Origin of the sequence: Reyranella sp. (assembly GCF_030651995.1) — a bacterium.
In the GTDB taxonomy this organism is placed as follows: Bacteria; Pseudomonadota; Alphaproteobacteria; order Reyranellales; family Reyranellaceae; genus Reyranella.
The window spans coordinates 16,785-38,228 of the sequence record NZ_JAUSBN010000049.1 but is presented as its reverse complement, the minus strand read 5'-3'; the positions used below and the strand labels follow the sequence as shown (position 1 = coordinate 38,228).

The window sequence follows — 21,444 nt, the reverse complement described above, 5'->3', positions numbered from 1 at the left end:
CGATGCCGACAGTACGACTGGACCAGGACGTGTTTGCCGCGGGCGGCACGGTCGCCACCGATTGGGCGCAGGCCGGCGGCAATGCCCAGGTCACCATCGCCGCGGGCGCGCAGATCGCGCGTGGCATCAATTTCGACCTCGGCATCTCCGCGCTCGCCAACGTCGATGCCGGAGTCGGCAAATTCCTGAGTGCCGAACTGTCGGGCCAGGCGAGCGCGGCCGCGTCGGTGGCGGCCCAGATCCAAGTGCCGATGAACCTGTTCGGCGAGATCGGCTTCGCCGTCCGCCTGCAGGCGATCGCCGAACTGGCGGCCGCGGTTCAGGTCGGCCTCGGCCTGAAGATCGGCGACTTCCTGGAGCTGGCCGAACGGGACCAGCAGATGCGCGGTCTGCCGATAGAGCTGCTGCGGGTGTTCCTGTCGGAAGTCAACATCAAGGCCGGCGTCTACGCCAAGGCCGCCCTGACCGCGCAGGCCTATGCGCAGCTGGTCGTCACCGGCACCGCCATCGCCCAGCCCACGAAGAACCTCAAACCCGGCTTCAACATCGTGGCCGGGGCAGGTGTCGGGCTGAAGGCCGGCGCCGGCTTCCGCGTGTTCGCCGCAATGGAGATCGACGACTTCAGCCGGTTCGTCGCCCGCTCGGTCGACGTTCTGGTCGAAAAGGCATGCGACGAACTCAAGGACAACCTGCCCTCCGACAGCGTTGCGCCGCGGATATTGCTCGACGCAGCCCGACCCCTCTTCAAGACGGTGCTCCGTACCTCCTACGAGCTGGGTGAGTACCTTGCCCTGAATGCGCCCGCGGCAACGGCATCGGGCGCTCAGGATGTCGCCCTGCGTTGCGCCCAGGTCGCCCTGGAGGAAGGTCAGCGCTTCCTGCTGAAAGGCCTGACGGACGCCGGCTTCTTGGCGCTTGAAGCCACGCTCCGAACCTGGGTGGCGACCCTCTCGCAGACCCAGTGGGATCGGACCCTGTCGGCGCGGCGCTCCCTCGCGAGCCACCTGCAGGCATTTCCCGCAGAACCGTTCGAGGGCACGCCTGCAAACGAAACCTACTGGAACACCCTGGTCGCCCGTCTGGTCGACCTGACTGCCGCCGCGCTGGGCGGCACGGTCGACGCCCAGACGCAGCGCTTGATCTCCGTCCTGTGGTCGGCGGCGCAGCTCGCACTGGTTGCCAATCGCCGGGTGGTCCGCGCCGATGCCCGCCTGAGCGTCATCGGCCAGCCGCCGCGACAGGCCAAAGCCGCCTTCTCCGGCAACCTGACGACACAGCCGCCGACGCTGGTGCGCGATCACATTCGCAGCTCGCTGCCGTCGCCGCCCGCCGCCGGCGCGCTCAAGCTCGATCACATCGTCGAATTCCTCGCCGCCGACGCCGCGCTCGACTTCCTGCGGCAGCACCAGCCCGGAGTGGATCGCTTCCTGACGGCCATGACCGGCCCGCTCGGGTCCGCGGCCAACGATGTCGGACGCACGATCCTGCGCAACATCGGCAGCGTCATCGCCAGCGGCTCCGGTCAGCCCGATGCGCAGGCAACCCTCGCGGCAATCGCCGACGGGCTGCGGACGTTCATGTCCGAGCATATCCACGACGAGCTGGCGCCGGTCCTGCGCAATCGGCTGGCATCGCGTCCCGACCTCAGAAGCTATTTCGACGAAGTCTTCCTGCCGACGGCCGACTTTACGCTGGAAACGGTGTTCGGCGTCGTCCTCGACTGGTCGCGGCGCGGCGCCGACCACGAAGCGCTGAAGGAGGCCCTCTCCGGCGTGCTGATGAAGCTGGTCGGCCGCAGCCTCGTCGTCACGACCGATATCATGCTGGCCACGGCGCAGGCGCAGATGCACGGCATCCTCAACGGCCTCGCCGATAGCGTCGACGCTCCGAACGGCATCGTGAAGCAACTGTCGAAGGCCGCCAATCTGCCGGTGCCGGTGAGCGAGATCGCCGAACTGACAGCCGACGCGTTGCGCATCGGCGCCGATGTCTTGGGGCCGCTCGACGAGGCCCAAAGGTCGAAGATCCGGTCCTTGATGTACGAGGTCATCGATCCTCTGCCGAGCACGGCCGGCGCCGGCTTCCTGCAGGAACTCGGCGACGGCGCCTTCATCCCCAACAACGACGCCATGATGGCGTTGGCGGCCGAGCTGGCGGCGATCGGCGGCGAACGCTTCCTGCAATTCGTCGCGAAGTTGATCGAACTGATCGGCACCAAGATCCTGGAAGAGCTGGCAGAAGTGCTGGAGACCGCGCAACGCCAGGTGGAGCAATGGGTCGACGATGCGCAGCAGGCGCTCGAAGGCATGCAACGGCAACTCGGCCAGCTCCTCGCCGATATCGAGCGGCTCGCCCGGGAGGTCGCCGAACAGTTCGACCAAGCGGCCGAAAGCCTGCTGGGCGCGCTTACACCGCTGGCGACACGCTCGGGGCGCCGCAAGTTCAAGTCAAAGCTGGCGGCCGAAATCGTCGACCAGGCACTCGCGGTGCTGAGCGACAATCACGTCTATCGCACGCTCGCACCACCCGACTTGAGGCGCGCCATGCGGGGCATGGCGCGCGATGCCGTCGAGCAAGCGCTCGACAACGACGTAATCGACGGCGTACTCGATATCGTGGGCGGACTGGCGGAAGAAGTCGACTCGATCATGGACGACGTCCGCGAACTCGATCCCGATCGCGATCTTGCACAGCAGATCGGCAACCTGGTGATCAACCGGCTTACCGACGCGATCTACGACAATCTCGGCCGGGATCCGCACATTCGAGTCGCCTTCGACGTTGATCTTCTGGGCGTGCGCTACCGTATCTCCTTGGGCCGCGTCGACGTTCCCGTGGAAGCCATCGTCGATGGTCTGCGACGAGCGGTGCGCGACCTCGACGCCTTCGAGGATGCCGTCCGCGATGCCGCCCGGTCGCTGTCCTCGGCCTTCACCAAGGAAGTTCGGCTTCAGGAAGTGGAAGCCGAGCGGGCGCATGTCGGCGCAGAGAGCGAGCGTCTCAGGCGACAACGGACGGCTCTCGAGGCGGCGCCGCGCGGCGTCCGGATCCTCTCGCCGACGCCCGGTGCAGCGGCCAATGGCGAGGTGCGCATTCGGATCGAAGTCCAGGGCCTGTCGCGCGAGGCCGTGCTGGACGAGGACGACCGCCCCGATTCGGTCCACGTCTTCCTCAATGGCCGGGAGCTGCCGCTGACGTCCTTCTCCGTTGCCGAACTGGGACCGGCGCCGGAGGCCACTTCCAACGTCGCCAGCAAGGCAAACCGGTTCGATCCGCGCGCAGACCTGGCACTGCGCCCGCACTGGGCGGCGTCGAAGCTGGACAAGGTCGGCGCGAAGGGCACGCCGCGTGGCGGACTGCGTGCGCTTGACGCGAGCTTGGTGAAGGGCCAGTCGCGCAAGAACGACAAGTTTCCGCTCACCACGTCCGGGGCCGACGCCCTGGCCACGGTTCGCGTCAACCGGCTGGCCGCTCTTGCTGCGGCCGGCCCGGGAGCGGCGCGTTTACGGTCGGCCGCGCCGAAGCAGGCCAAGTCGCCGATGCCGCCAGCACGGCGCGGCGAACGGCGCTTCGGCTCGCCAATCACCGTGACCCAGATCGACCGGCTCACAGTACTCTCCCCGCTCGGCATCGTTCTGTCCTGCACGGTCCCCGGCGCCGGGCTCGAAGAGGGTATCAACACGCTGATCGTGTCGATCACGCCCGCTGGAGGGCAACGTGTCGAAGCATCCTGCGCGTTCTTCGTCGAAGGCGCAGCCGCGCGACCGGCCAAGCCGAAACCGGGGGAAAGCCGCCTGCCGCGGAAGAACCCGCGCAACATTCGCGATCTGACGCCCCAGAAAATCGCCGGCAAGTTCGCCCTTCCTCCGAAGAAGGATCGGCTGAAGATGGTGGCGGCGCAGAAGAAGGCGATCGTCGACCGCGGCCTGAAGAAGCGGGCCACACTGATGGCGGCCCTTCCCCCTGCCGTGAAGCTGAAGCGTCCGCCCGCCATCGTGCGGCCCATCACGCCGAAGCCGGGAGTGTAGCGCCATGACGACGATGCACGTGATCATCGCCCTGCTGAACCTTCCCGGCCAGGTGCCCGCAGAAACGCTGGAGGCACGGAGGAGGCGTCTTCTGGAAAGCGGAAGCAGGTCCAGCGCGATCGATACAATCGACGCCTGGCTCCAGTCGCCGTCGGCGAAGAAGGAATGGCACATGGAACCCGACGCCTTCGCCGCACGCCTGAAAGTGCTTGTCGAAGCGCCGTACAAGCTGGCCCAGAGCGGCTACCCCTGGTGCACCTACGCATCCGTACTGATGTGCCTGATGCGACGCGCCCCGTCCGACGTCGTCGACTACGCGCTCAAACTCTACAATACCGGCAAAATCGGTCTCGGCAGGATCACCGGCGAAGTCTCCTCCGACCTGCGCGACTTCGATGTCGCGCGATATCTGCGTCGGGAGTTGAGCAAGAAGCCGCCCAACGGCAAGGCCCACTACGCGCAGCCCGTCGATTTCATGCTGATGGCAGGGCTTTGCAGCCGCGAGATGAACGGCTTCATCGAATTCGACGGCCCGATCGACGATTCGAGGGCCGCCCCACCCATCGACGACCTCACGCCCACCAAGAACCTGATGCTGGCCAGCGGCCTCTACTCATCGGTGACGCCGACCAAGATCAACCCTTCCGACACGGATGCCGACGTGCAGGCGCTGATCGCGCCATCCTCGGAACAGGACATCCTGCTCGTCGCGCCCATGTCCTATTTCGTCGATGGCCTCAACTTCATTTCGAGCTCCCCCAAGATCGGTCGACACATCGTGCCTGTCGTCGGAAACGACGGCACCAGGCTGGCTTTCTGGAGCTGGGGGGACCAGCCGATTACGTCGCTGGGCATGGCGAACGACGGAAGCGTGGCGCCGCCGACGCTGGACGGCGTGACCGGCGGCTACTCCATGGGCATCAATATTCCCAAACTCAAGGAGACGGTGACCGACAGCAAGGCTTCTCGCTGGGTCATAACCGCAACGCTCAAGCCGGCGTAGACACGACGCCGGCCCGAGACGTCACAGCACGAACTTCGAGAGGTCGGCGTTCTTGGCCAGCTCGCTGACATGCGTGCGGACATAGGCCGCGTCGATCTCGATCTTGGTGTTCGGCTTGTCGGAGGCGGTGAAGCTGATCTCTTCCAGCAGCTTCTCCATCACCGTGTGCAGCCGGCGGGCGCCGATGTTCTCGACCGTCTCGTTGATGTCGGCCGACAGCCGCGCCAGCTCGTCGATCGCATCGGACGTGAAGTCGAGCTCGACCTTCTCGGTCGCCAGCAATGCCTTGTACTGCTTGACCAGGCTGGCTTCGGGCTCGGTCAGGATGCGGCGGAAATCCTCCTGGCTGAGCGAGGCCAGGCTGACGCGGATCGGCAGGCGGCCCTGCAGCTCCGGCAGCATGTCGGACGGCTTGGCGAGGTGGAAGGCGCCCGAGCAGATGAACAGGACGTGGTCGGTCTTCACCGGCCCGTGCTTGGTGTTCACCGTCGTGCCCTCGATCAGCGGCAGCAGGTCGCGCTGCACGCCCTCGCGGCTGACGTCGCCGCCGCCGCGGTATTCGCTGCGCGCGGTGATCTTGTCGATCTCGTCGATGAACACGATGCCGTTCTGCTCGACCATGTCGCGCGCCTCGCGCACGACCCGCTCCTGGTCGAGCAGCTTGTCGCTCTCCTCGCGCAGCAGCGTCTGGTGGCTCTCGGCCACGGTCATCTTGCGCTTCTTCGTGCGGCCGCCGAACGCCTTGCCCAGCATGTCGCCGATGTTGATCATGCCGACCGAGGCGCCGGGCTGGCCCGGCACCTCGAACTGCATCGGTCCGCCCGAATCGGCGACCTCGATCTCGATCTCGCGATCGTCCAGTTCGCCGGCGCGCAGCTTGTGGCGGAACCGCAGCTTGGTCTCCTCGCTGGCACTGGCGCCGCACAGCGCCTCGACCACGCGGTCCTCGGCCGCCAGCTCGGCCTTGGCCTTCACGTCCTTGCGCAGGCTCTCGCGCGCCATCTCGATGGCGGCTTCCATCAGGTCGCGGGCGATCTGCTCGACGTCGCGGCCGACATAGCCGACCTCGGTGAACTTGGTCGCCTCGACCTTGAGGAACGGCGCGTTGGTGAGCTTGGCCAGGCGGCGCGCGATCTCGGTCTTGCCGACGCCGGTCGGGCCGATCATCAGGATGTTCTTGGGCAGCACCTCGTCGCGCAAAGAGTCCGAGAGCTGCAGGCGGCGCCAGCGGTTGCGCAGCGCAATGGCGACGGCGCGCTTGGCCTCCTGCTGGCCGATGATGTGCTTGTCGAGCTCGGAGACGATCTCGCGCGGGGAAAAGTCGTTACTCATGGCGATGTCAGAGCTTCTCGATGACGATGTTGTGGTTGGTGTAGACGCAGATGTCGGCGGCGATCTTCATCGACTTGCGGGCGATCGCCTCGGCATCGAGCCCGTCCATGTCGATCAGCGCGCGCGCGGCCGAGAGCGCATAGTTGCCGCCCGACCCGATGGCGATGATGCCGCCCTCGGGCTCCAGCACGTCGCCCGTGCCGGACAGCAGCAGCGACACATCCTTGTCGGCCACCGCCATCAGCGCCTCGAGCTTCCGCAGGTAGCGGTCGGTGCGCCAGTCCTTGGCCAGTTCGATCGCCGCGCGCAGGAGCTGCCCGGGATGGCGCTCCAGCTTGGCCTCGAGTCGTTCGAAGAGCGTGAAGGCGTCGGCCGTGGCGCCAGCGAAGCCCGCGATGATCTGGCCGTTGCCGATCCGGCGGACCTTCTTGGCGTTGCCCTTGACGATGGTCTGACCCATCGACACCTGGCCGTCGCCGGCCATCACGACCTGGCCGTCCTTGCGAACCGAGAGGATGGTCGTGGCATGCCAGCCCGGACCGGAGGAACTGTCTGATTGTGCGGAAGACATGCGCCCTAAATAGGGATTCACAGGGACAAATCAATCGCGACCTCGGGCTGGCGCAGGCGTCGTGCTAACGTCCGTCCATGAGTGAATCAGTCCAGAACGGCCCCGTCGTCGTCATCGGTGCCGGAATCGTCGGCGCCGCCACGGCCCGCGCCCTGCAGCGCAACGGCCACACCGTGACCCTGCTCGACAGCGCCGAGCCCGGCAACGCGACCTCGTTCGGCAATGCCGGCTTCCTGTCGGTCGACAGCCTGATCCCGCTGGCGCGGCCGGCCACCCTGAAGAAGGTCCCGCAGATGCTGATGGACCGGAACGGTCCGCTCACGCTGCATCCGCCCAGCCTGCCCTGGCTGCTGCCCTGGATGGCCCGCTTCGCCCTGGCGGCGATGAGCCGGACCGAGGTCCAGAAGGGCAAGGACATGTTCAGGTCGTTGATGCTCGAAGCCGACATCGCCTGGAAGGCCGAGATCCAGGCCTCGGGCCTCGGCGAGCTGTTCCGCACCCGTGGCGCGCTCTACGTCTATGAGAGCGAGGCCTCGTTCCAGGGCACCGACGAGATGCGCGGGCTGCAGTCGGGCAAGGGCACGGAGTTCGAGATCGTCGACGGCAACCGGGCGCGCGAGCTGGCGCCGGGCCTCAGCCCGACCATCGTGCGCGGCATCCACTATCCGAACGCCTCCCACACCATCAATCCGCACAAGGTGGTCACGACCCTGGTCGAGCGGTTCACCGCCGAGGGCGGCATGGTCGTGCGCGGCCGCGTGCGCGGCTTCCGGCGCGACGGCGACCGCGTGACGGCGGTGCAGCTCACCGACTCCGAACTGCCGGCGAGCGCCGTGATGATCTCGGCCGGACGCGCCTCGGGCGAGCTGACGCGTCTTCTTGGATTCAACGCGCCGCTGGTCGCCGAGCGCGGCTATCACGTGATGGTGGCGCCGGACAATGTGCGCTTCGACCTGCCGGTCAGCCCGCCCGACCGCGGCCTGTTCTTCACGCCGATGAGCGAGGGGCTGCGCATCGCCGGCACGGTCGAGCTGGCCGCACCGCACCAGCCGCCGTCCTGGCATCGCGCCGATCTCCTGAAGAAGCACCTCAAGGACATCTTCCCCGGCGTCGGCGGCGTCGAGCAGAGCCGCTGGATCGGCGAGCGTCCCACCTTGCCTGACTATCGCCCCGCCATCGGCCGCGCGCCGCGTCTCGCCAACGTCTATTGCGGCTACGGCCACCAGCATCTCGGCCTGACATTGGCCACCGCGACGGGCCGCCTGATCGCGCGCCTGATGGAAGGCGAGCAGCTGCCCAGCGCCCTTCAGGCCTGCGATCCTGGACGGTTCGGCTGACGAGAGCCTGGTCTAACCGCGGATCGCCGCATCAAGGGCGGCCACGAAGCGGTCGAGTTCCTCGTCGGTGTTGTAGATGTGCACCGAGGCGCGCATCACGTCCTTCAGGCCGCGTCCCTTGAGGTCGAGGCGGGACGAGAACTGCGTCGAGACCGAGACGTTGATCCCCTGGTCGCGAAGCTGCTGCTTCAGCGCCCCATGCTCCCTGCCGGCGACGGAGAAGGTGACGATGGCGCCCTTGGTCACGCCGAGATCGGCCAGGGTCACGCCCGGCACCGCCTTCAGCCGCTCGCGCAGGCCGTCGGCCAGGTGGCGCAGGCGCGCCCAGATGGAAGGCATGCCGAGTTCGTTGGCCTGGTCGGCGGCGACCTTGAGCCCGATGACGCCCGCGAAGTAGCGCTCCCAGTTCTCGAAGCGCTTGGCGTCGCCCATCACCGTGTAGTCGTTGTCGCCGGTCCAGCGCGCGGCGTGATTGTCGAGGAAGATCGGCTCGATGTGCGAGGTGCTGCGCGTGCGGGCGTAGAGGAAGCCCGTGCCGCGCGGCCCGCGCATGTACTTGCGCCCGGTGGCCGACAGGAAGTCGCAGCCGAGCTTCTTCACGTCGATTGGCATCATGCCGACCGACTGGCAGGCGTCGAGCAGGTAGAGGATGCCGGCATCGTTCACGATCTTGCCGACCGCCTCGGCCGGCTGGACCAGGCCGCCCTGGGTCGGAATGTGCGAGATCGAAACCAGCTTCGTGCGCTTGTCGATGGCGCGTTCGAGGGCGGCGAGGTCGATCTGGCCATGCTTGTCGTCGGGTACGACCACGATCTCCGCGCCGGTCTTCTTCGCCACCTGCAGGTAGGAGATGTAGTTCGACGAATATTCGCTGACGCAGGTCAGGATGCGGTCGCCCGGCTTGAAGTCGAGCGAGTAGAAGGCGAGGTCCCAGGCGCGCGTGGCGTTCTCGACATAGGCGATCTCCCCGGGCTCGGCGCCGATCAGCGTGGCGATCGACGGATAGAAGCCGTCGAGCACCGGGCACGCCCGGTCGGCCGCCTCGTAGCCGCCGATCTCGGCCTCGAGCCGCAGATGGTCGAGGGTGGCGTCGAGGGTGCGGCGGCTGGGCAGCGACGAGCCGGCCGCGTTGAGATGCAGGACGTGGGCGCAGCCCGGCGTCTCCGCGCGGAGGCGATCGACGTCAAGAGGGGCTATGTCGAGAGCCATCTCAGAACTTTCCCTGTTCCTTCAAGACTTCCTCGGCGACGCGCAGCGCATCGATGGCGGCCGGAAAGCCGCAATAGGCGATGGCGTGGGTGAAAATCTCGCGCAGCTCGGTCTTGGAGCAGCCGTTGTTCAGCGCGCCGACCAGATGGATCTTAAGCTCGTGCGGGCGGTTCAGCGCGCACAGCATGGCCACCGTGATCATGCTGCGCTGCTTGCGGTCGAGCCCGTCGCGCGTCCACAGCGAGGCGTAGGCGAATTCCTCGGAGAAGGCGCGGACCGGCCCCCAGAAATCGTTGTTGGTCGCGTCGCGCTTGGCGAGATAGGATTCACCCAGAATCTCGGACAGGACCTTTCGTCCTGCGTCGCTGAGCGTCTTGTGAGCCTGTTGTTCGGACATGTCGTCTTCCTCCTGGTTCAGCCGTTTCCTGCCTAGAGCGACGCCCGAGCCTGAGCAACTGACCATTGCTCATGCCGGCGACACGCTTTGCGTCACCTTCGTGCGCAACGCCCGCGCGCGGCGCGCGTCCCTGCGGGTCGATCCGGCCAACCGGCGCATCGTGCTGACGGCGCCGCTGCGCATGGCGCGCGGCACGGCCGTGGGATTCGCCGAAACGCAGGCCGGCTGGATTGCCGCCCGGCTCGAGCGCCTGCCGGCGCGGCGGCCGTTCGTCGATGGCGCGGAGATCCCGCTGTTCGGCGTGCCACATCGACTGCGCCACCAGCCCGACCTCCGCGGCACCGTCTGGCGCGACGGCAGCGAGATCCATGTCGCCGGCCGGCCCGAACACCTGTCGCGGCGGGTCAAGGACTGGCTGGTCGGAGAACTCAAGAAGGAGCTGGTGCCGAAGGTCCACGCCAAGGCCGCGCGCGCCGACCGGCAGGTGAAGCGCATCTCGGTGCGGGACACGCGTTCGCGCTGGGGCAGCTGCGGCCCGGATGCGGCCCTCTCCTTTTCGTGGCGGCTGGTGTTCGCGCCGCCCGACGTAGTCGACTACCTGGCTGCGCACGAGACGGCGCACCTGGTCCATCTGAACCACGGCCCCCGGTTCTGGGCCCTGGCGCGCGCCCTCTGCGACGGGCCGATCGAGGGTCCGCAGGCCTGGCTGAAGAGGAACGGCGAGACACTGCTGCAGTACGGCTCCTAGCCGTAGCCGCACAGGGCGCGCGCCTTCGACGATCCGGTCACGCGCGTCCGGCAACGCGGGAGGGGAAAGACCCCCTTGCCCCAGTCATTCCGCCGCCACGCCCAGCCCGATCGGGCAGGCCACGCCGGTGCCGCCCAGGCCGCAATAGCCGCCGGGGTTCTTGGCGAGATACTGCTGATGATAATCCTCGGCGTAGAAGAACGTCGGCGCGTCAATGATTTCGGTCGTGATCGTGCCGTAGCCCTTGCGGGCCAGCTCCTTCTGGAAGACGGCGCGCGACGCCAGGGCCTTCGTCTTCTGCGCCTCCGAGAAGGTGTAGAGGCCCGAGCGATACTGCGTGCCGACATCGTTGCCCTGGCGCATGCCCTGGGTCGGGTCGTGGCTCTCCCAGAACAGGCGCAGCAGCGCCTCGTAGGAGGTCTTCTGCGGGTCGAACCACACGCTCACCACCTCGTTGTGGCCGGTATAGCCGGAGCAGACTTCCTCGTAGGTCGGGTTGGGCGTGAGGCCCGCGGCATAGCCGACGGCGGTCGCATGAACGCCCGGCGCCTCCCAGAACACGCGCTCGGCGCCCCAGAAGCAGCCCAGGCCGAACATCGCCTGCTCGAGGCCGGCCGGGAATGGCGCCTGAATGCGGTTGCCATTGACGTAGTGCATCACCGGGATCTCGAAGTCCGGCGCGGGGCGGCCCGGCAGGGCACGATCGGCCGTCGGGATCTCGGTCTTCCTGCGCAGAATCCGCCACATGACGCGGCTCCTCTTGCTTTCGCGTGCTGGTCCCCAACCAATATGGCCATAGAATACCGTCAAATCGAGGGGAGCCGCCAATGCCCGTCTTCTACGTCTGCGCCGGGCTGTTGGGCCTTCTGGCGGTTGCCCTTGCCTTGAATGTCGGCCTGATGCGGGGCCGCAAGCGGATCAACCTGGGGGACGGCGGCGATGCCGGGATGCAGGCGGCGGTGCGGGCGCACGGCAACCTGGTGGAGTTCGCGCCGCTTACCCTGCTGATGATCTACATGGCGAGCGACTTCTACGGCTTCCGCACGGTCGCGGCCCTGTCGGTGGTGCTGCTGGTCGCCCGCGTCCTGCATGCCGGCGGCATGCTGGGCCTGATCCCGAAGGGTCGCCTGGTGGGGACGCTGGCATCGGTGGCCACGCTGGCCATCGCCTCGATCCTGCTCGCGATCGCCGGCCTCGGCCTGAAACAATACTGACGCGAACGGCACGGGAAGGGCGCGAAGGACGGAAATGGGCGAGCCTGTCACCGTTCCGCTCTGGCTATTCGTCGCGATCCTGGCCTTCGCGCTGTGGTCGCTGCTCGACCGGCTGCTGATCCCGAGCGGCCGCTGGTTCCTGCGACGCCGGCTCAACCGGCTGATCGACCGGGTCAACCGCCGCCTCGCCGTCGAGATCAAGCCGTTCCAGCTCACCAAGCGGCAGGTCCTGATCGACCGCCTGATCTACGATCCGCAGGTCGTGGCCGCCGCCAACGAACACGCGCGCACCCAGGGCGTGCCGCGCGAGGTCGCGATGACGGAAGTCCATCGCTACGCGCGCGAGATCGTGCCGACCTTCAACGCCTACATCTATTTCCGGGTCGGCTACTCGATCGCCCGCACCGTCGCGCGGTTTCTCTATCGCGTGCGCCTGGGCTACGCCGACGAACGCACGCTGGCCGGCGTGTCGCCCGACACGACCGTAGTGTTCGTGATGAACCACCGCAGCAACATGGATTACGTGCTGGTGGCCTTCCTCGCCGCCGAGCGCACGGCGCTGTCCTACGCGGTGGGCGAGTGGGCGCGAATCTGGCCGCTGCAGCAGCTCATCCGGTCGATGGGCGCCTATTTCGTGCGCCGCAACTCCGACAGCCCGATCTACCGGCGGGTGCTCGAACGCTACGTCCACATGGCGACCGAGGCCGGGGTTGCCCAGGCGATGTATCCCGAGGGCGGCCTGTCGCGCGACGGCCGCCTGCGCGAGCCCAAGCTCGGCCTGTTCGACTACATGCTGAAATCGTTCGATCCCAAGGGCACGCACGACATCGTGTTCGTGCCGGTGGCGCTGAACTACGATCGCGTGCTGGAGGACCGGACGCTGCTGCGTTCCCTCGACCGCGAGGCGGGCCGACGCAGCGCCTGGTTCGCCGTGCGCACGGCGCTCGCCTTCTGGGCGAGCCAGCTCGGGCTGATGCTGCGCGGGCAATGGCACCGCTTCGGGTACGCTTGCGTGAATTTCGGCGGCCCGATCTCGGCGCGCGGCTGGCTGGCCGCCCATGGTGGGCCGAGGGGCGGCGACCTCCGCACGCTCGACAAGGAGCAACGCTTCGAGGTGATCGGCCGGCTGGCGAACGACGTGATGGACGAGATCGCCCGTCTGGTCCCGGTCCTGCCGGTGTCGCTGATGGCCACGGTCCTGCTCGAAGCGGAGGGGCCGCTCGACGAACTCGAGCTCAAGGTCCGGGCCTCGGACCTGATCGCGCATTTCGAGGCGCGTGGCGCGAAGCTCTACCTGCCGCGCGGCGACCGCGACTATGCCTTCCATGTCGGCCTGCGCATGCTCTCGCTGCGCCATCTGCTAGAAGAGACGGGCGACGGGCTCTTCTCGGTCGTGGCAACCGAGCGGCCGGTCCTCGCGTATTATGCCAACGCCATCGCCCATCTGCGCTGACCCATGATCCAAACGCTCTGGCGTATCGCCTACGAGGCCGGCTACGGCTATTTCGCGAACCGGCTCTCGACCTCGGCCGCGGCGATGGCGTTCTATACGATGTTTGCGCTGGGCCCGATCATGATCTTCACGATCGCCATCGCCGAGCCGTTCGTCGGCAGGTTCATGGCGCAAGAGGCGATCTTCGATGCGCTGGGCACCGTCGTGGCGCAGGACCAGTTGCGCACCATCCGCCGCTTCGCCTCGGAGGACCTGTTCCGCGGCGGCGGCATCGCCGCCCTCGCCGGCACCGCCGTGCTGCTCTACACCGGCACCCGCGTCTTCGTGGAACTGGACGACGGGATCGACGCGATCTGGCGGGGCAACAAGGGCCCGACGGTCCATCCGGTCCTGGCCGGCCTGAAGTCGCGACTGCTCGCCGTGCTGCTGATGGTCGTGCTGGGTGTGCTTCTGATCCTCGTGATCCTGGCCAGCGTGCTGGTCTCGGCCTATGCCGGCGTGCTGGAGAGATTCCCGATCCTCGGCGTCTGGATCGGCCCGGCGATCTCGACCTTCGTGCACTACGGCCTGCTCTCGAGTTTCTTCACCCTGATCTACAAGTGGCTGCCGACAGGGAACGTGCCCTGGCGCTACGCGCTGATCGGCGGCCTGGTGAACGCGCTGCTCTTCGCGGCCGGCAACCGCGCGCTGGTCTTCTATTTCGAGGTGACCCAGCTCACCTCGGCGTTCGGCGCCACCGCGGGCTTCGCCGCCATCATGGTCTGGATGTACTGGACGTCGCTCACCATCCTGATCGGCGCCCAGGTCGGACGCGCCACGCGCGACGTGCTGATCGACAACCGGGCGCGCGAGATGGTCGAGGGGGATTTATAGGCGGCCCTTGTCATCCTGAGCGCAGCGAAGGATCTCACACCCGCCGAGGAGTACTTTGGTCGTTCCGTTAGGTCCTTCGCTTGCGCTCAGGACGACAGAATTAAAACATCGTCGCTAAAACCCGGTCCGGCGGCTTGTGGCCGTCGGCGAAGGTCTTGATGTTGATCAGGACCTTCTCGCCCATCTCGATGCGACCTTCGAGCGTGGCCGAGCCCATGTGCGGCAGCAGCACCACGCGATCCATCTCGAGCAGCTTCGGATTCACCTGCGGCTCGTTCTCGTAGACGTCGAGCCCGGCGCTGGCCATTTCGCCCGCCTTCAGCATGCGCACCATCGCGTTCTCGTCGATCACCTCGCCGCGCGCGGTGTTCACGAGGATCGAGGTCGGCTTCATCAGCTTGAGGCGCCGGGCCGACAGAAGGTGGAACGTCGCCGGCGTGTGCGGGCAGTTCACGGACACGATGTCCATGCGCGCCAGCATCTGGTCGAGACTCTCCCAGTAGGTCGCCTCGAGCTCGCGCTCGATCTCGCCGTGAACGCGCTTGCGGTTGTGATAGTGGATGGCGAGGCCGAAGCCGCGCGCGCGGCGCGCCAGCGCCTGGCCGATGCGGCCCATGCCGACGATGCCCAGGCGCTTGCCCTGCAGGCGGGCGCCCAGCATCGAGGTCGGGCTCCAGCCGGACCACTTGCCGCTGCGCACCAGCCGCTCGCCCTCGCCCACGCGACGCGACGCGGCCAGGACCAGCGCCATGGCCATGTCGGCCGTGTCTTCCGTCAGCACGCCCGGCGTATTGGTGACGGTGATGCCGCGCTGGCGGGCGGTGTCGAGGTCGATATGGTCGACGCCGGTGCCGAACGAGGCGATCAGCTTCAGCTTCGGCCCCGCCTGCGACAGCACGCGGGCGTCGATCCGGTCGGTCACCGTGGGCACCAGCACGTCGGCCGCCTTCACGGCCTCGACCAGCTGGGGGCCGGTCAGCGGCTTGTCATCGGCATTCAGGCGTGTGTCGAAAAGCTCCATCAGACGCGTCTCGATGGCGTCGGGGAGCTTTCGGGTGACGATCACCAGCGGCTTTTTCTTGGGGGTGGACGGCATGTGAATGGGGACCGGCGCTGGCTCGAGACAGGGACTAAGCCCGATTACCAAGTCCGCGCGCGTTTTGTCCAGCAAACGCCCCCGCCTTTCGTCCTGCCCGAAAGTCGCGCCTTTTCAGCTACTTGTCGCCCGATATGAAGATTTCAGGTATATAGGCGGCAATGGGAATTCGATCGTCGGTCCTGCTTTGCGCCTTCTCCGTTGCCCTGGCGGCATTTTCCCTGCCCCAGACCGGCAGCAAAGCAGCCTTCGCGGCCGACAAACCGACCAACGTCCAGCGCAAGGGCTCCGGCCTGCCCATTCCCCGTTTCGCCTCCCTGCGCTCCGACGAGGTCAATGTCCGAACCGGGCCGGGCTCGCGCTATCCGGTCGACTGGGTGTTCAAGCGCAAGGCCATGCCCGTCGAGATCGTCGCCGAGTACGAGAACTGGCGCAAAATCCGCGACTGGCAGGGGGCGAGCGGCTGGGTTCACCAGAGCCTGCTCACCGGCAAGCGCTCCTTCATCATCAACGCAAAAACCGCCAGCCTGCACAAGACGCCGGCCTCATCGGCCGAGGTCGTGGCCCGGCTCGAGCCCGAAGTCCTGGGCGAGATCCGCTCCTGCGCCGGCGACTGGTGCCGGGTGAAGGTTTCGGGCGTGAGCGGCTGGATCGAGCGGAGCGGCATGTGGGGCGTCTACAAATCCGAGCCGATCAACTAGCGGCCCGCCGGGCCGCCCCGTAGAACGGGGTCACCGTGACCCACGACGTCAGTCTCACCTACTCCCGCTTCGAGCACATGCCGCCCTCAGCCGTGGCGCTGGCGGTGCTGCTGCATGTCGGCGTGGGACTGGCGCTGTTCTGGATCTCGCCGCTGCGTCCGGTGGAGCATTACGAGAATGCCATCGAGATCACGATGGATGCACCGGAGGCCATGACCCCGGTCGCAGAACAGAAGACCGAGCCGACGCCGGAGCCAGCCGCCGCACCTGCCCCGCCGCCGCCCGCACCCGCCGCCAACGCGCCGACGCCCAAGCCGCAGCCCGCGGCACCGCCGATGCGCCTCGGCCTGCCGCCCCCTCCCGCCGAGCTCAGCACCAACCCGCGCGACGTCGCCGGTGCCGAGACACCGTCCCCGCGCGCGACCGACATGCCCACACCCGACACGGTGCAGGAGGCAGGCCCGAAAGAGGAAACCAAGCCGGCGGAACCCGAGCCGGCGGAATCCAAGCCCGAGGAGCCTAAGCCGCAGGAGGCCAAGGAGGAGCCGCCGCCGCCGCCACAACAGCAGGCACTTGCCCAGCCTGAACCGCCACCGCCGCCGCAACAGCAGCAGGCGCTCGCGCAGCCGGAACCTCCACCGCCGCCGCCGCCGGCGCTTGCCAAGCCCGAACCGCCGCCGCCCCCACCCCCGCCGTCGCTCGAGCAGGCCCTGCCGCCGCTCGACGCGCCACCGCCGCCCGTGACCGAGCGGGACATACCGAAGCCGCTGCCGGTCCCCCGCCCGGCACCGCCCACGCCCCCGCAACAACAGGCTGCGCGACCGGCGCCGCCGCCTCCGGCGCCGGCCCAACGTCCGCCACCCCCTGCTCCCGTGCCGGCCCCGGCCCAGCGTCCCCCACCGCCCGCCCCGCCGCAGCAGCAGCTTCGACCGTCCCCGCTGGCGCCGCAGGCGCCGGGCGGCGCGAACTCGCAGGCGGCCGCTCAGCCGTCACCCGCCTTCCGAAATCCCGCCGACGACTACGGACAGAGACGGGCGCAGGAGCAGTATCTGTGGCAGGTGATGCGAAGGATCGCGCAGTTCCCCTATGTCCCGAAGAACACCAGCACGATCCGAGAGGAAGGCACGGTACTGACGCGGGTGACGATTTCGCGCCAGGGACAGCTGCTCGGCGTGGTCATGGAGAAATCGAGCGGTCTCCCCTCGCTCGACGCCGGCGTGATGGACACGATCCGACGCGCCAGCCCCTATCCGCCGCTACCCGCCGACATCACGGGCGACCGCCACACGTTCCAGCTTCCCGTCAGCTTCCGCTACAACGAGCAGCGCTGACGGTGACCGCTCCGCTGCCGATCCGGCTGGCCGAGACCGTCGCCCGACCGTAGAACTTGCGGTGCCGTGATTCACGACAGCTTCCTCCGGTCGCAGTCCGGGCGGATGTCGCCGGCGGCGCTTGCCCTGGCGATCGGCCTGCATGTGCTCGTCGCCGCGGCCCTGTGGTGGGCCGCGCCGTCGCGCCGTCTCGACCATGCGGAAACGCCGATCATGGTCTCGATCGAGCCACAGCCCCTGTCCGCCGGAAACGCGGCGGCCTCCGCTCCTGCCGCGTCCGAGGTCTTGCCGCCCGAGCCCGCGCCATTGCAGACGACGCCCGCCGACCCGGCGCCGGTCGACGCGCAGCCGGCACCCGAGCCCCCACAGCAGGCCGCCGTCACACCGGCCGCTCAGATGCCGGCCGTCGCGAAGCCTGCCGAAGCGGCGCCCGCTCTCGAACCGGCGCCGGCTCCGCCGCCGCGCCAGAGTGCCGAGCCCGGACCCACACCCGCTCCAGCCCCCGCGCCGCCCGACGAGGCGGCTGCGGAGCCTGCCCCCGCAGCGGAGCCCGCACCGGCGCCGGTCGAGACGGCCACCGCCGCCCCGGAGCCTGCTCCAGAAGCGGAAGCGGAGACAGAGGCCAGTTGGCAGACCGATGCCTCGTCGTGGAAGCCGCAGGTGACGCTGGAACAATCGCTGGCGACGCCGCCGCCGCCCCGTCCGGTCCGCCCGGCCCCGCGCCCACCGACCGTGCCCCGCACGGCCCAGGCGCCCGGCACGCGGCTACAGGATTATCCGCCGCAGACCTCGAGCCTCGGGGGACCGTCGAGCGGTTCTTTCGACGCGGCGATGGGCGATGGCGGCGCCCGTAACGACTATCTGTCGCGCGTGTACCGCCACATCGATCCCTACCGCGACTATCCCGCCGCCGCCCGCGCCGCCCGGCAGCATGGCCGTGTCGTCACGCGGGTCACGATCAACCGGGCCGGCCAGCTTCTCGACATCAGGCTCGATCGTTCGAGCGGCTGGCCGCTGATCGACAATGCCGAGATGGCGGCGATCCGGCGCGCCATGCCGCTGCCGCCGGTGCCCGACGGCATGCGCGGCGACCCGGTCGTCCTCGTCCTGCCGATGAATTACTGACGGAGGCCGTCGGTCAGGCGAAATCCGCCGAAAGCGCCTGGCGCACGGGAGCCGACATCACGGCCATGTGGCCGTAGTTGGCGTGATCGAAGCCGACCACGACGTCGCCCGTGCCGCTCCTGAACGCCTCGACCTGCGCCGGCGTGAAGGGAAAGCGGATGAACTGCACGGACGACGCCTTGCCGTCCTCGCGCGAACGCTCCTGGTCGTCTTCCGGCACCCCGCGAATCGTCTCGCCGTCCACCCGGATGAAGGCCTTGTGCTCGACGCCGCCCAGCGAGCCGAGCACGCGCGCGCGCCGCAGCGGATCGTCGATCTCGAACATCACGGTCGCGACCAGCTCGCTGCCCGTGGGGATCAGCGGATTGTAGGCCGCGAGCTCGTCCGGAAGCTGTTCGGCGCCGCCCTTCTCGATGAAGAGCATCTCGAGCACCTGATGCAGCATCGTGTCGAAGGATTCGAAATAGAACGTCGCGAACGGGCCGACTTCGAGCCGGCGGTTCTTCTTGATCTCCGAGATCTGCTTGCGGCGTTCGGGCCGCAGCTTGGCATATTCCGCGATCGGGATGATGTCGGAGGCGTCGATCTTGCGCGGCATCACTTGTCCGTCCCTGCAAGCCCGTAGGCCTGCGCCAGAAGTTCGATCGGATGGCTCGCACGCGACGGCTTCGGCACCTGGTCGCCCGCCGTCATTTCCATCACCTGCATGAGGTGATCGGCCGCCAGCGGGCATTCGGACGCGACGAAGCTGGTGTCGTTCTTGAGCGCGGCCTGCGCGGCGGGCTTGCCGACCTTCACCGCGGTCTCGAAATTCTCGGTCCGCGCGCCCCAGATGCCGCCATGGCCGCTGCAGCGCTCGATCACCGCCACGCGCGTGCCGGGCACCAGGCGCAGCATCTCGGCCGCCTTCGCGCCCATGTTCTGCGCCCGCGCATGGCAGGCGAGGTGGACGCTGACGCCGCCTTCGAGCGGCTCCAGGCCGGGCGCCAGACCGTGCTTCTTGGCAATGTCGACGACGTATTCGGAGAGGTCGAACGTGGCATTCGACAGGCGCTCGATCGCCCGATCCTTGGGGCAGATCAGCTTCCATTCGAACTTGAGCATCAGCGCGCAGGAAGGCGTCAGCGCAATGATGTCGTAGCCCTTGTCGACCCACGGCAACAACGCCGCCGAAACCTCTTTCGCCGCGTTGGCGACCGATTCGATGTCGCCCAGTTCGAGCTTCGGCATGCCGCAGCAGGCCGGATGCACGACCTCGGTCTCGACACCGTTCTTGGCCAGCACGGCGCGCGCGGCGGCGCCGATGTCGGTGTTGTTGAAGTTCACGAAGCAGGTCGCATAGAGGACCGCCTTGCGCTTGCCGAAGGCCGGCGCCGCCTCGTTCAGCACCAGGCCTTCCCGGCGCGCGCGAATCTCGAAGGTTTCGCCGGCATAGCGCGGCAGCCGCGCCCCGTGATGGATACCGGCAAGGCGTTCAATGCTCTGGCGCGTCGTCGTGTTGTGCTCGTCGGTCGCCCAATTCGCAGCCGCGGCGAAGAACGTGCCCAGCCGGCCGGTGCGATCGGTGTCGGCGAGCTGCCTGTCGACGAAGCCGACGCCCTTCTTGCGCGCCTGAACGGCGCGGTGGCGCAGCATGAGATGCGGGAAATCGAGCGCCCATTCGTGCGGCGGCACGTAGGGGCACTTGGTCATGAAGCACATGTCGCAGAGCGTGCAGGCTTCCTCGACCTGGGCGTAGTCTTCCTTCTTCACGCCATCGAGTTCGCCGGTCGGGCCGTTGTCGATCAGATCGAACAGCCGCGGGAAGGAATCGCACAGGTTGAAGCAGCGCCGACAGCCGTGACAGATGTCGAATACCCGCTCCATCTCCTTCTCGAGCGCCTTTTCGTCCCAGAACCAGGGGTTCTGCCAGTCGAGGTCGTGGCGGATCGGTGCTTCGAGGCTGCCTTCGCGCATGATCGTTCGCTTTTTTGAAGGGGAGCGGGGAAGAAAAAGGGGACCCGCGCGGGGTCCCCTTCGGAACGAGCCCGGAGGGCTCAGCCCATCGTGTCGAGGGCCTTCTGGAAGCGGCCGGCGTGGCTCTTCTCGGCCTTCGCCAGCGTCTCGAACCAGTCGGCGACCTCGGTGAAGCCTTCCTCGCGCGCGGTGCGCGCCATGCCCGGGTACATGTCGGTGTACTCGTGCGTCTCGCCGGCGATCGCGGCCTTGAGGTTGCTGTCGGTCGGGCCGATCGGCAGGCCGGTGGCCGGATCGCCGCTCACCTCGAGGAACTCGAGATGGCCGTGCGCATGGCCGGTCTCACCCTCGGCGGTCGAACGGAAGACGACGGCGACGTCGTTGTAGCCTTCCACGTCGGCCTTCTGGGCGAAATACAGGTAGCGGCGGTTGGCCTGGCTTTCGCCGGCGAAAGCGGCCTTGAGGTTGTCTTCGGTCTTGGATCCCTTGAGGTTCGCCATGATTCTACTCCCTTTGCGATCGGCCCATCCGCCGATCTCACCAGGTGATTTAGGGGGCCGTGCAGGGCGGCGTCAAGAACCTTAGAACCGTTCTAAGTTATTGCAAACGCTTCGCACTCGCCCTAGCGGCGGACTCGGACGATGACGTCGACGCGGGAGAGCTTGGTGCCCTCGGGCGGCGTCGGCAGGCCGGCGATGGTCACCTCGTCGGACGGAAAATCGTGCAGCTCGCCGTCGGTCTCGACGAAGAAGTGATGGTGGTGACCGGTATTGGTGTCGAAATAGGACCGGCCCGGCGCCACGACGACCTCGCGCAGCAGGCCGGCTTCGCGGAACTGGTTGAGGGTATTGTAGACCGTGGCCAGCGAAACCGGCATGCGGGTCGCCTTCACCTCGGCATGCAGGCTCTCTGCAGTGACATGGCGATGGCCGCCCTCGAACAGCACGCGCGCCAGCGCGACCCGCTGGCGGGTCGGCCTCAAGCCTGCCGCGCGGAGGCTGACGGTAAAATCGGGGCTATTGCCTGTCATGGTGACAGTCTTATGTAAGCGGGCGAAGAAGACAAGAAAA

At 67.7% G+C, this 21,444-nt stretch carries 20 protein-coding genes; 10 read left to right on the top strand and 10 right to left on the bottom strand.

What is annotated here, in order from left to right:
- Positions 1-2: 2 nt before the first annotated feature.
- Positions 3-4,028, top strand: coding sequence for a hypothetical protein (locus Q7V45_RS14625; protein ID WP_304853319.1), 4,026 nt, complete (start codon positions 3-5; stop codon positions 4,026-4,028).
- Between the two features lie 4 nt (positions 4,029-4,032).
- Positions 4,033-5,031 (top strand): hypothetical protein, encoded by a 999-nt coding sequence (locus Q7V45_RS14620; protein WP_304853317.1) that lies wholly within the window; start codon positions 4,033-4,035, stop codon positions 5,029-5,031.
- Positions 5,032-5,052: 21 nt separating this feature from the next.
- On the opposite strand, the gene hslU is transcribed toward Q7V45_RS14620, so the two are convergent.
- Complete coding sequence (hslU, locus tag Q7V45_RS14615) at positions 5,053-6,363, bottom strand: ATP-dependent protease ATPase subunit HslU (protein WP_304853315.1); 1,311 nt, start codon at positions 6,361-6,363, stop codon at positions 5,053-5,055.
- Positions 6,364-6,370: 7 nt separating this feature from the next.
- Positions 6,371-6,934, bottom strand: coding sequence for an ATP-dependent protease subunit HslV (gene hslV / locus Q7V45_RS14610; RefSeq protein ID WP_304853312.1), 564 nt, complete (start codon positions 6,932-6,934; stop codon positions 6,371-6,373).
- 77 nt (positions 6,935-7,011) lie between these two features.
- On the opposite strand from hslV, the gene Q7V45_RS14605 reads away from it, so the two are divergent.
- Positions 7,012-8,271, top strand: coding sequence for an FAD-binding oxidoreductase (locus Q7V45_RS14605; RefSeq protein ID WP_304853308.1), 1,260 nt, complete (start codon positions 7,012-7,014; stop codon positions 8,269-8,271).
- Between the two features lie 12 nt (positions 8,272-8,283).
- Here Q7V45_RS14605 and Q7V45_RS14600 read toward each other — a convergent pair whose 3' ends face one another.
- Complete coding sequence (locus tag Q7V45_RS14600; protein ID WP_304853305.1) at positions 8,284-9,480, bottom strand: aminotransferase class V-fold PLP-dependent enzyme; 1,197 nt, start codon at positions 9,478-9,480, stop codon at positions 8,284-8,286.
- 1 nt (position 9,481) lies between these two features.
- Positions 9,482-9,877: a carboxymuconolactone decarboxylase family protein gene (locus Q7V45_RS14595; RefSeq protein ID WP_304853303.1), complete on the bottom strand. Its 396-nt coding sequence runs from the start codon at positions 9,875-9,877 to the stop codon at positions 9,482-9,484.
- On the opposite strand from Q7V45_RS14595, the gene Q7V45_RS14590 reads away from it, so the two are divergent.
- Positions 9,876-10,625 carry a M48 family metallopeptidase gene (locus Q7V45_RS14590; protein WP_304853301.1) on the top strand — a complete coding sequence of 250 codons (750 nt, stop codon included), beginning with the start codon at positions 9,876-9,878 and terminating at the stop codon, positions 10,623-10,625. The two genes, Q7V45_RS14595 and Q7V45_RS14590, sit on opposite strands and share 2 nt — an antisense overlap.
- Before the next feature lie 84 nt (positions 10,626-10,709).
- On the opposite strand, the gene msrA is transcribed toward Q7V45_RS14590, so the two are convergent.
- The gene (gene msrA / locus Q7V45_RS14585; RefSeq protein WP_304853299.1) at positions 10,710-11,372 is read right to left on the bottom strand and encodes a peptide-methionine (S)-S-oxide reductase MsrA; all 663 of its coding nucleotides are present in this window, start codon (positions 11,370-11,372) and stop codon (positions 10,710-10,712) included.
- Positions 11,373-11,452: 80 nt separating this feature from the next.
- Here msrA and Q7V45_RS14580 point away from each other — a divergent pair, with 80 nt between their 5' ends.
- Genes Q7V45_RS14580 through Q7V45_RS14570 form a run of 3 tightly spaced genes read left to right on the top strand, consistent with a single transcriptional unit; the run spans position 11,453 to position 14,165 of the window.
- The gene (locus Q7V45_RS14580) at positions 11,453-11,839 is read left to right on the top strand and encodes an MAPEG family protein (RefSeq protein WP_304853297.1); all 387 of its coding nucleotides are present in this window, start codon (positions 11,453-11,455) and stop codon (positions 11,837-11,839) included.
- A gap of 34 nt (positions 11,840-11,873) precedes the next feature.
- Positions 11,874-13,292, top strand: a complete 1,419-nt coding sequence (locus Q7V45_RS14575; protein ID WP_304853295.1) for a 1-acyl-sn-glycerol-3-phosphate acyltransferase — start codon at positions 11,874-11,876, stop codon at positions 13,290-13,292.
- 3 nt (positions 13,293-13,295) lie between these two features.
- On the top strand, positions 13,296-14,165 hold the full coding sequence (locus Q7V45_RS14570) for a YihY/virulence factor BrkB family protein (protein ID WP_304853293.1): 870 nt from the start codon (positions 13,296-13,298) through the stop codon (positions 14,163-14,165).
- 100 nt (positions 14,166-14,265) lie between these two features.
- On the opposite strand, the gene Q7V45_RS14565 is transcribed toward Q7V45_RS14570, so the two are convergent.
- A complete protein-coding gene (locus tag Q7V45_RS14565) occupies positions 14,266-15,261 on the bottom strand; it encodes a D-glycerate dehydrogenase (protein ID WP_304853289.1) in 996 nt (331 codons plus the stop codon).
- Between the two features lie 161 nt (positions 15,262-15,422).
- Between Q7V45_RS14565 and Q7V45_RS14560 the strand changes: the two genes are divergently transcribed.
- From Q7V45_RS14560 to Q7V45_RS14550, 3 genes are all read left to right on the top strand, one after another.
- Positions 15,423-15,962: an SH3 domain-containing protein gene (locus tag Q7V45_RS14560; RefSeq protein WP_304853286.1), complete on the top strand. Its 540-nt coding sequence runs from the start codon at positions 15,423-15,425 to the stop codon at positions 15,960-15,962.
- Between the two features lie 35 nt (positions 15,963-15,997).
- Positions 15,998-17,293, top strand: coding sequence for an energy transducer TonB (locus Q7V45_RS14555; RefSeq protein WP_304853284.1), 1,296 nt, complete (start codon positions 15,998-16,000; stop codon positions 17,291-17,293).
- 66 nt (positions 17,294-17,359) lie between these two features.
- On the top strand, positions 17,360-18,418 hold the full coding sequence (locus Q7V45_RS14550; protein WP_304853282.1) for an energy transducer TonB: 1,059 nt from the start codon (positions 17,360-17,362) through the stop codon (positions 18,416-18,418).
- Positions 18,419-18,431: 13 nt separating this feature from the next.
- On the opposite strand, the gene Q7V45_RS14545 is transcribed toward Q7V45_RS14550, so the two are convergent.
- The 4 genes from Q7V45_RS14545 to irrA form a co-directional block, all read right to left on the bottom strand.
- Positions 18,432-19,016, bottom strand: a complete 585-nt coding sequence (locus Q7V45_RS14545; RefSeq protein ID WP_304853279.1) for a DUF3501 family protein — start codon at positions 19,014-19,016, stop codon at positions 18,432-18,434.
- Positions 19,016-20,374, bottom strand: coding sequence for a heterodisulfide reductase-related iron-sulfur binding cluster (locus Q7V45_RS14540; RefSeq protein ID WP_304853275.1), 1,359 nt, complete (start codon positions 20,372-20,374; stop codon positions 19,016-19,018). The genes Q7V45_RS14545 and Q7V45_RS14540 overlap by 1 nt, the downstream gene beginning before the upstream one ends.
- 80 nt (positions 20,375-20,454) lie before the next feature.
- Positions 20,455-20,874, bottom strand: coding sequence for a rubrerythrin family protein (locus tag Q7V45_RS14535; protein ID WP_304853272.1), 420 nt, complete (start codon positions 20,872-20,874; stop codon positions 20,455-20,457).
- A gap of 122 nt (positions 20,875-20,996) precedes the next feature.
- Positions 20,997-21,404, bottom strand: a complete 408-nt coding sequence (gene irrA, locus Q7V45_RS14530) for an iron response transcriptional regulator IrrA (protein ID WP_304853269.1) — start codon at positions 21,402-21,404, stop codon at positions 20,997-20,999.
- Between the last annotated feature and the right edge of the window lie 40 nt (positions 21,405-21,444).

What these genes read in the sequence shown, in the direction of transcription:
- Q7V45_RS14625 (WP_304853319.1), top strand. Translation starts at nt 3, where the DNA reads ATGCCGACAGTACGACTGGACCAGGACGTGTTTGCCGCGGGCGGCACG.
- Q7V45_RS14620 (WP_304853317.1), top strand. Translation starts at nt 4,033, where the DNA reads ATGACGACGATGCACGTGATCATCGCCCTGCTGAACCTTCCCGGCCAG.
- hslU (WP_304853315.1), bottom strand. Translation starts at nt 6,363, where the DNA reads ATGAGTAACGACTTTTCCCCGCGCGAGATCGTCTCCGAGCTCGACAAG.
- hslV (WP_304853312.1), bottom strand. Translation starts at nt 6,934, where the DNA reads ATGTCTTCCGCACAATCAGACAGTTCCTCCGGTCCGGGCTGGCATGCC.
- Q7V45_RS14605 (WP_304853308.1), top strand. Translation starts at nt 7,012, where the DNA reads ATGAGTGAATCAGTCCAGAACGGCCCCGTCGTCGTCATCGGTGCCGGA.
- Q7V45_RS14600 (WP_304853305.1), bottom strand. Translation starts at nt 9,480, where the DNA reads ATGGCTCTCGACATAGCCCCTCTTGACGTCGATCGCCTCCGCGCGGAG.
- Q7V45_RS14590 (WP_304853301.1), top strand. Translation starts at nt 9,876, where the DNA reads ATGTCGTCTTCCTCCTGGTTCAGCCGTTTCCTGCCTAGAGCGACGCCC.
- Q7V45_RS14595 (WP_304853303.1), bottom strand. Translation starts at nt 9,877, where the DNA reads ATGTCCGAACAACAGGCTCACAAGACGCTCAGCGACGCAGGACGAAAG.
- msrA (WP_304853299.1), bottom strand. Translation starts at nt 11,372, where the DNA reads ATGTGGCGGATTCTGCGCAGGAAGACCGAGATCCCGACGGCCGATCGT.
- Q7V45_RS14580 (WP_304853297.1), top strand. Translation starts at nt 11,453, where the DNA reads ATGCCCGTCTTCTACGTCTGCGCCGGGCTGTTGGGCCTTCTGGCGGTT.
- Q7V45_RS14575 (WP_304853295.1), top strand. Translation starts at nt 11,874, where the DNA reads ATGGGCGAGCCTGTCACCGTTCCGCTCTGGCTATTCGTCGCGATCCTG.
- Q7V45_RS14570 (WP_304853293.1), top strand. Translation starts at nt 13,296, where the DNA reads ATGATCCAAACGCTCTGGCGTATCGCCTACGAGGCCGGCTACGGCTAT.
- Q7V45_RS14565 (WP_304853289.1), bottom strand. Translation starts at nt 15,261, where the DNA reads ATGCCGTCCACCCCCAAGAAAAAGCCGCTGGTGATCGTCACCCGAAAG.
- Q7V45_RS14560 (WP_304853286.1), top strand. Translation starts at nt 15,423, where the DNA reads ATGGGAATTCGATCGTCGGTCCTGCTTTGCGCCTTCTCCGTTGCCCTG.
- Q7V45_RS14545 (WP_304853279.1), bottom strand. Translation starts at nt 19,016, where the DNA reads ATGCCGCGCAAGATCGACGCCTCCGACATCATCCCGATCGCGGAATAT.
- Q7V45_RS14540 (WP_304853275.1), bottom strand. Translation starts at nt 20,374, where the DNA reads ATGCGCGAAGGCAGCCTCGAAGCACCGATCCGCCACGACCTCGACTGG.
- Q7V45_RS14535 (WP_304853272.1), bottom strand. Translation starts at nt 20,874, where the DNA reads ATGGCGAACCTCAAGGGATCCAAGACCGAAGACAACCTCAAGGCCGCT.
- irrA (WP_304853269.1), bottom strand. Translation starts at nt 21,404, where the DNA reads ATGACAGGCAATAGCCCCGATTTTACCGTCAGCCTCCGCGCGGCAGGC.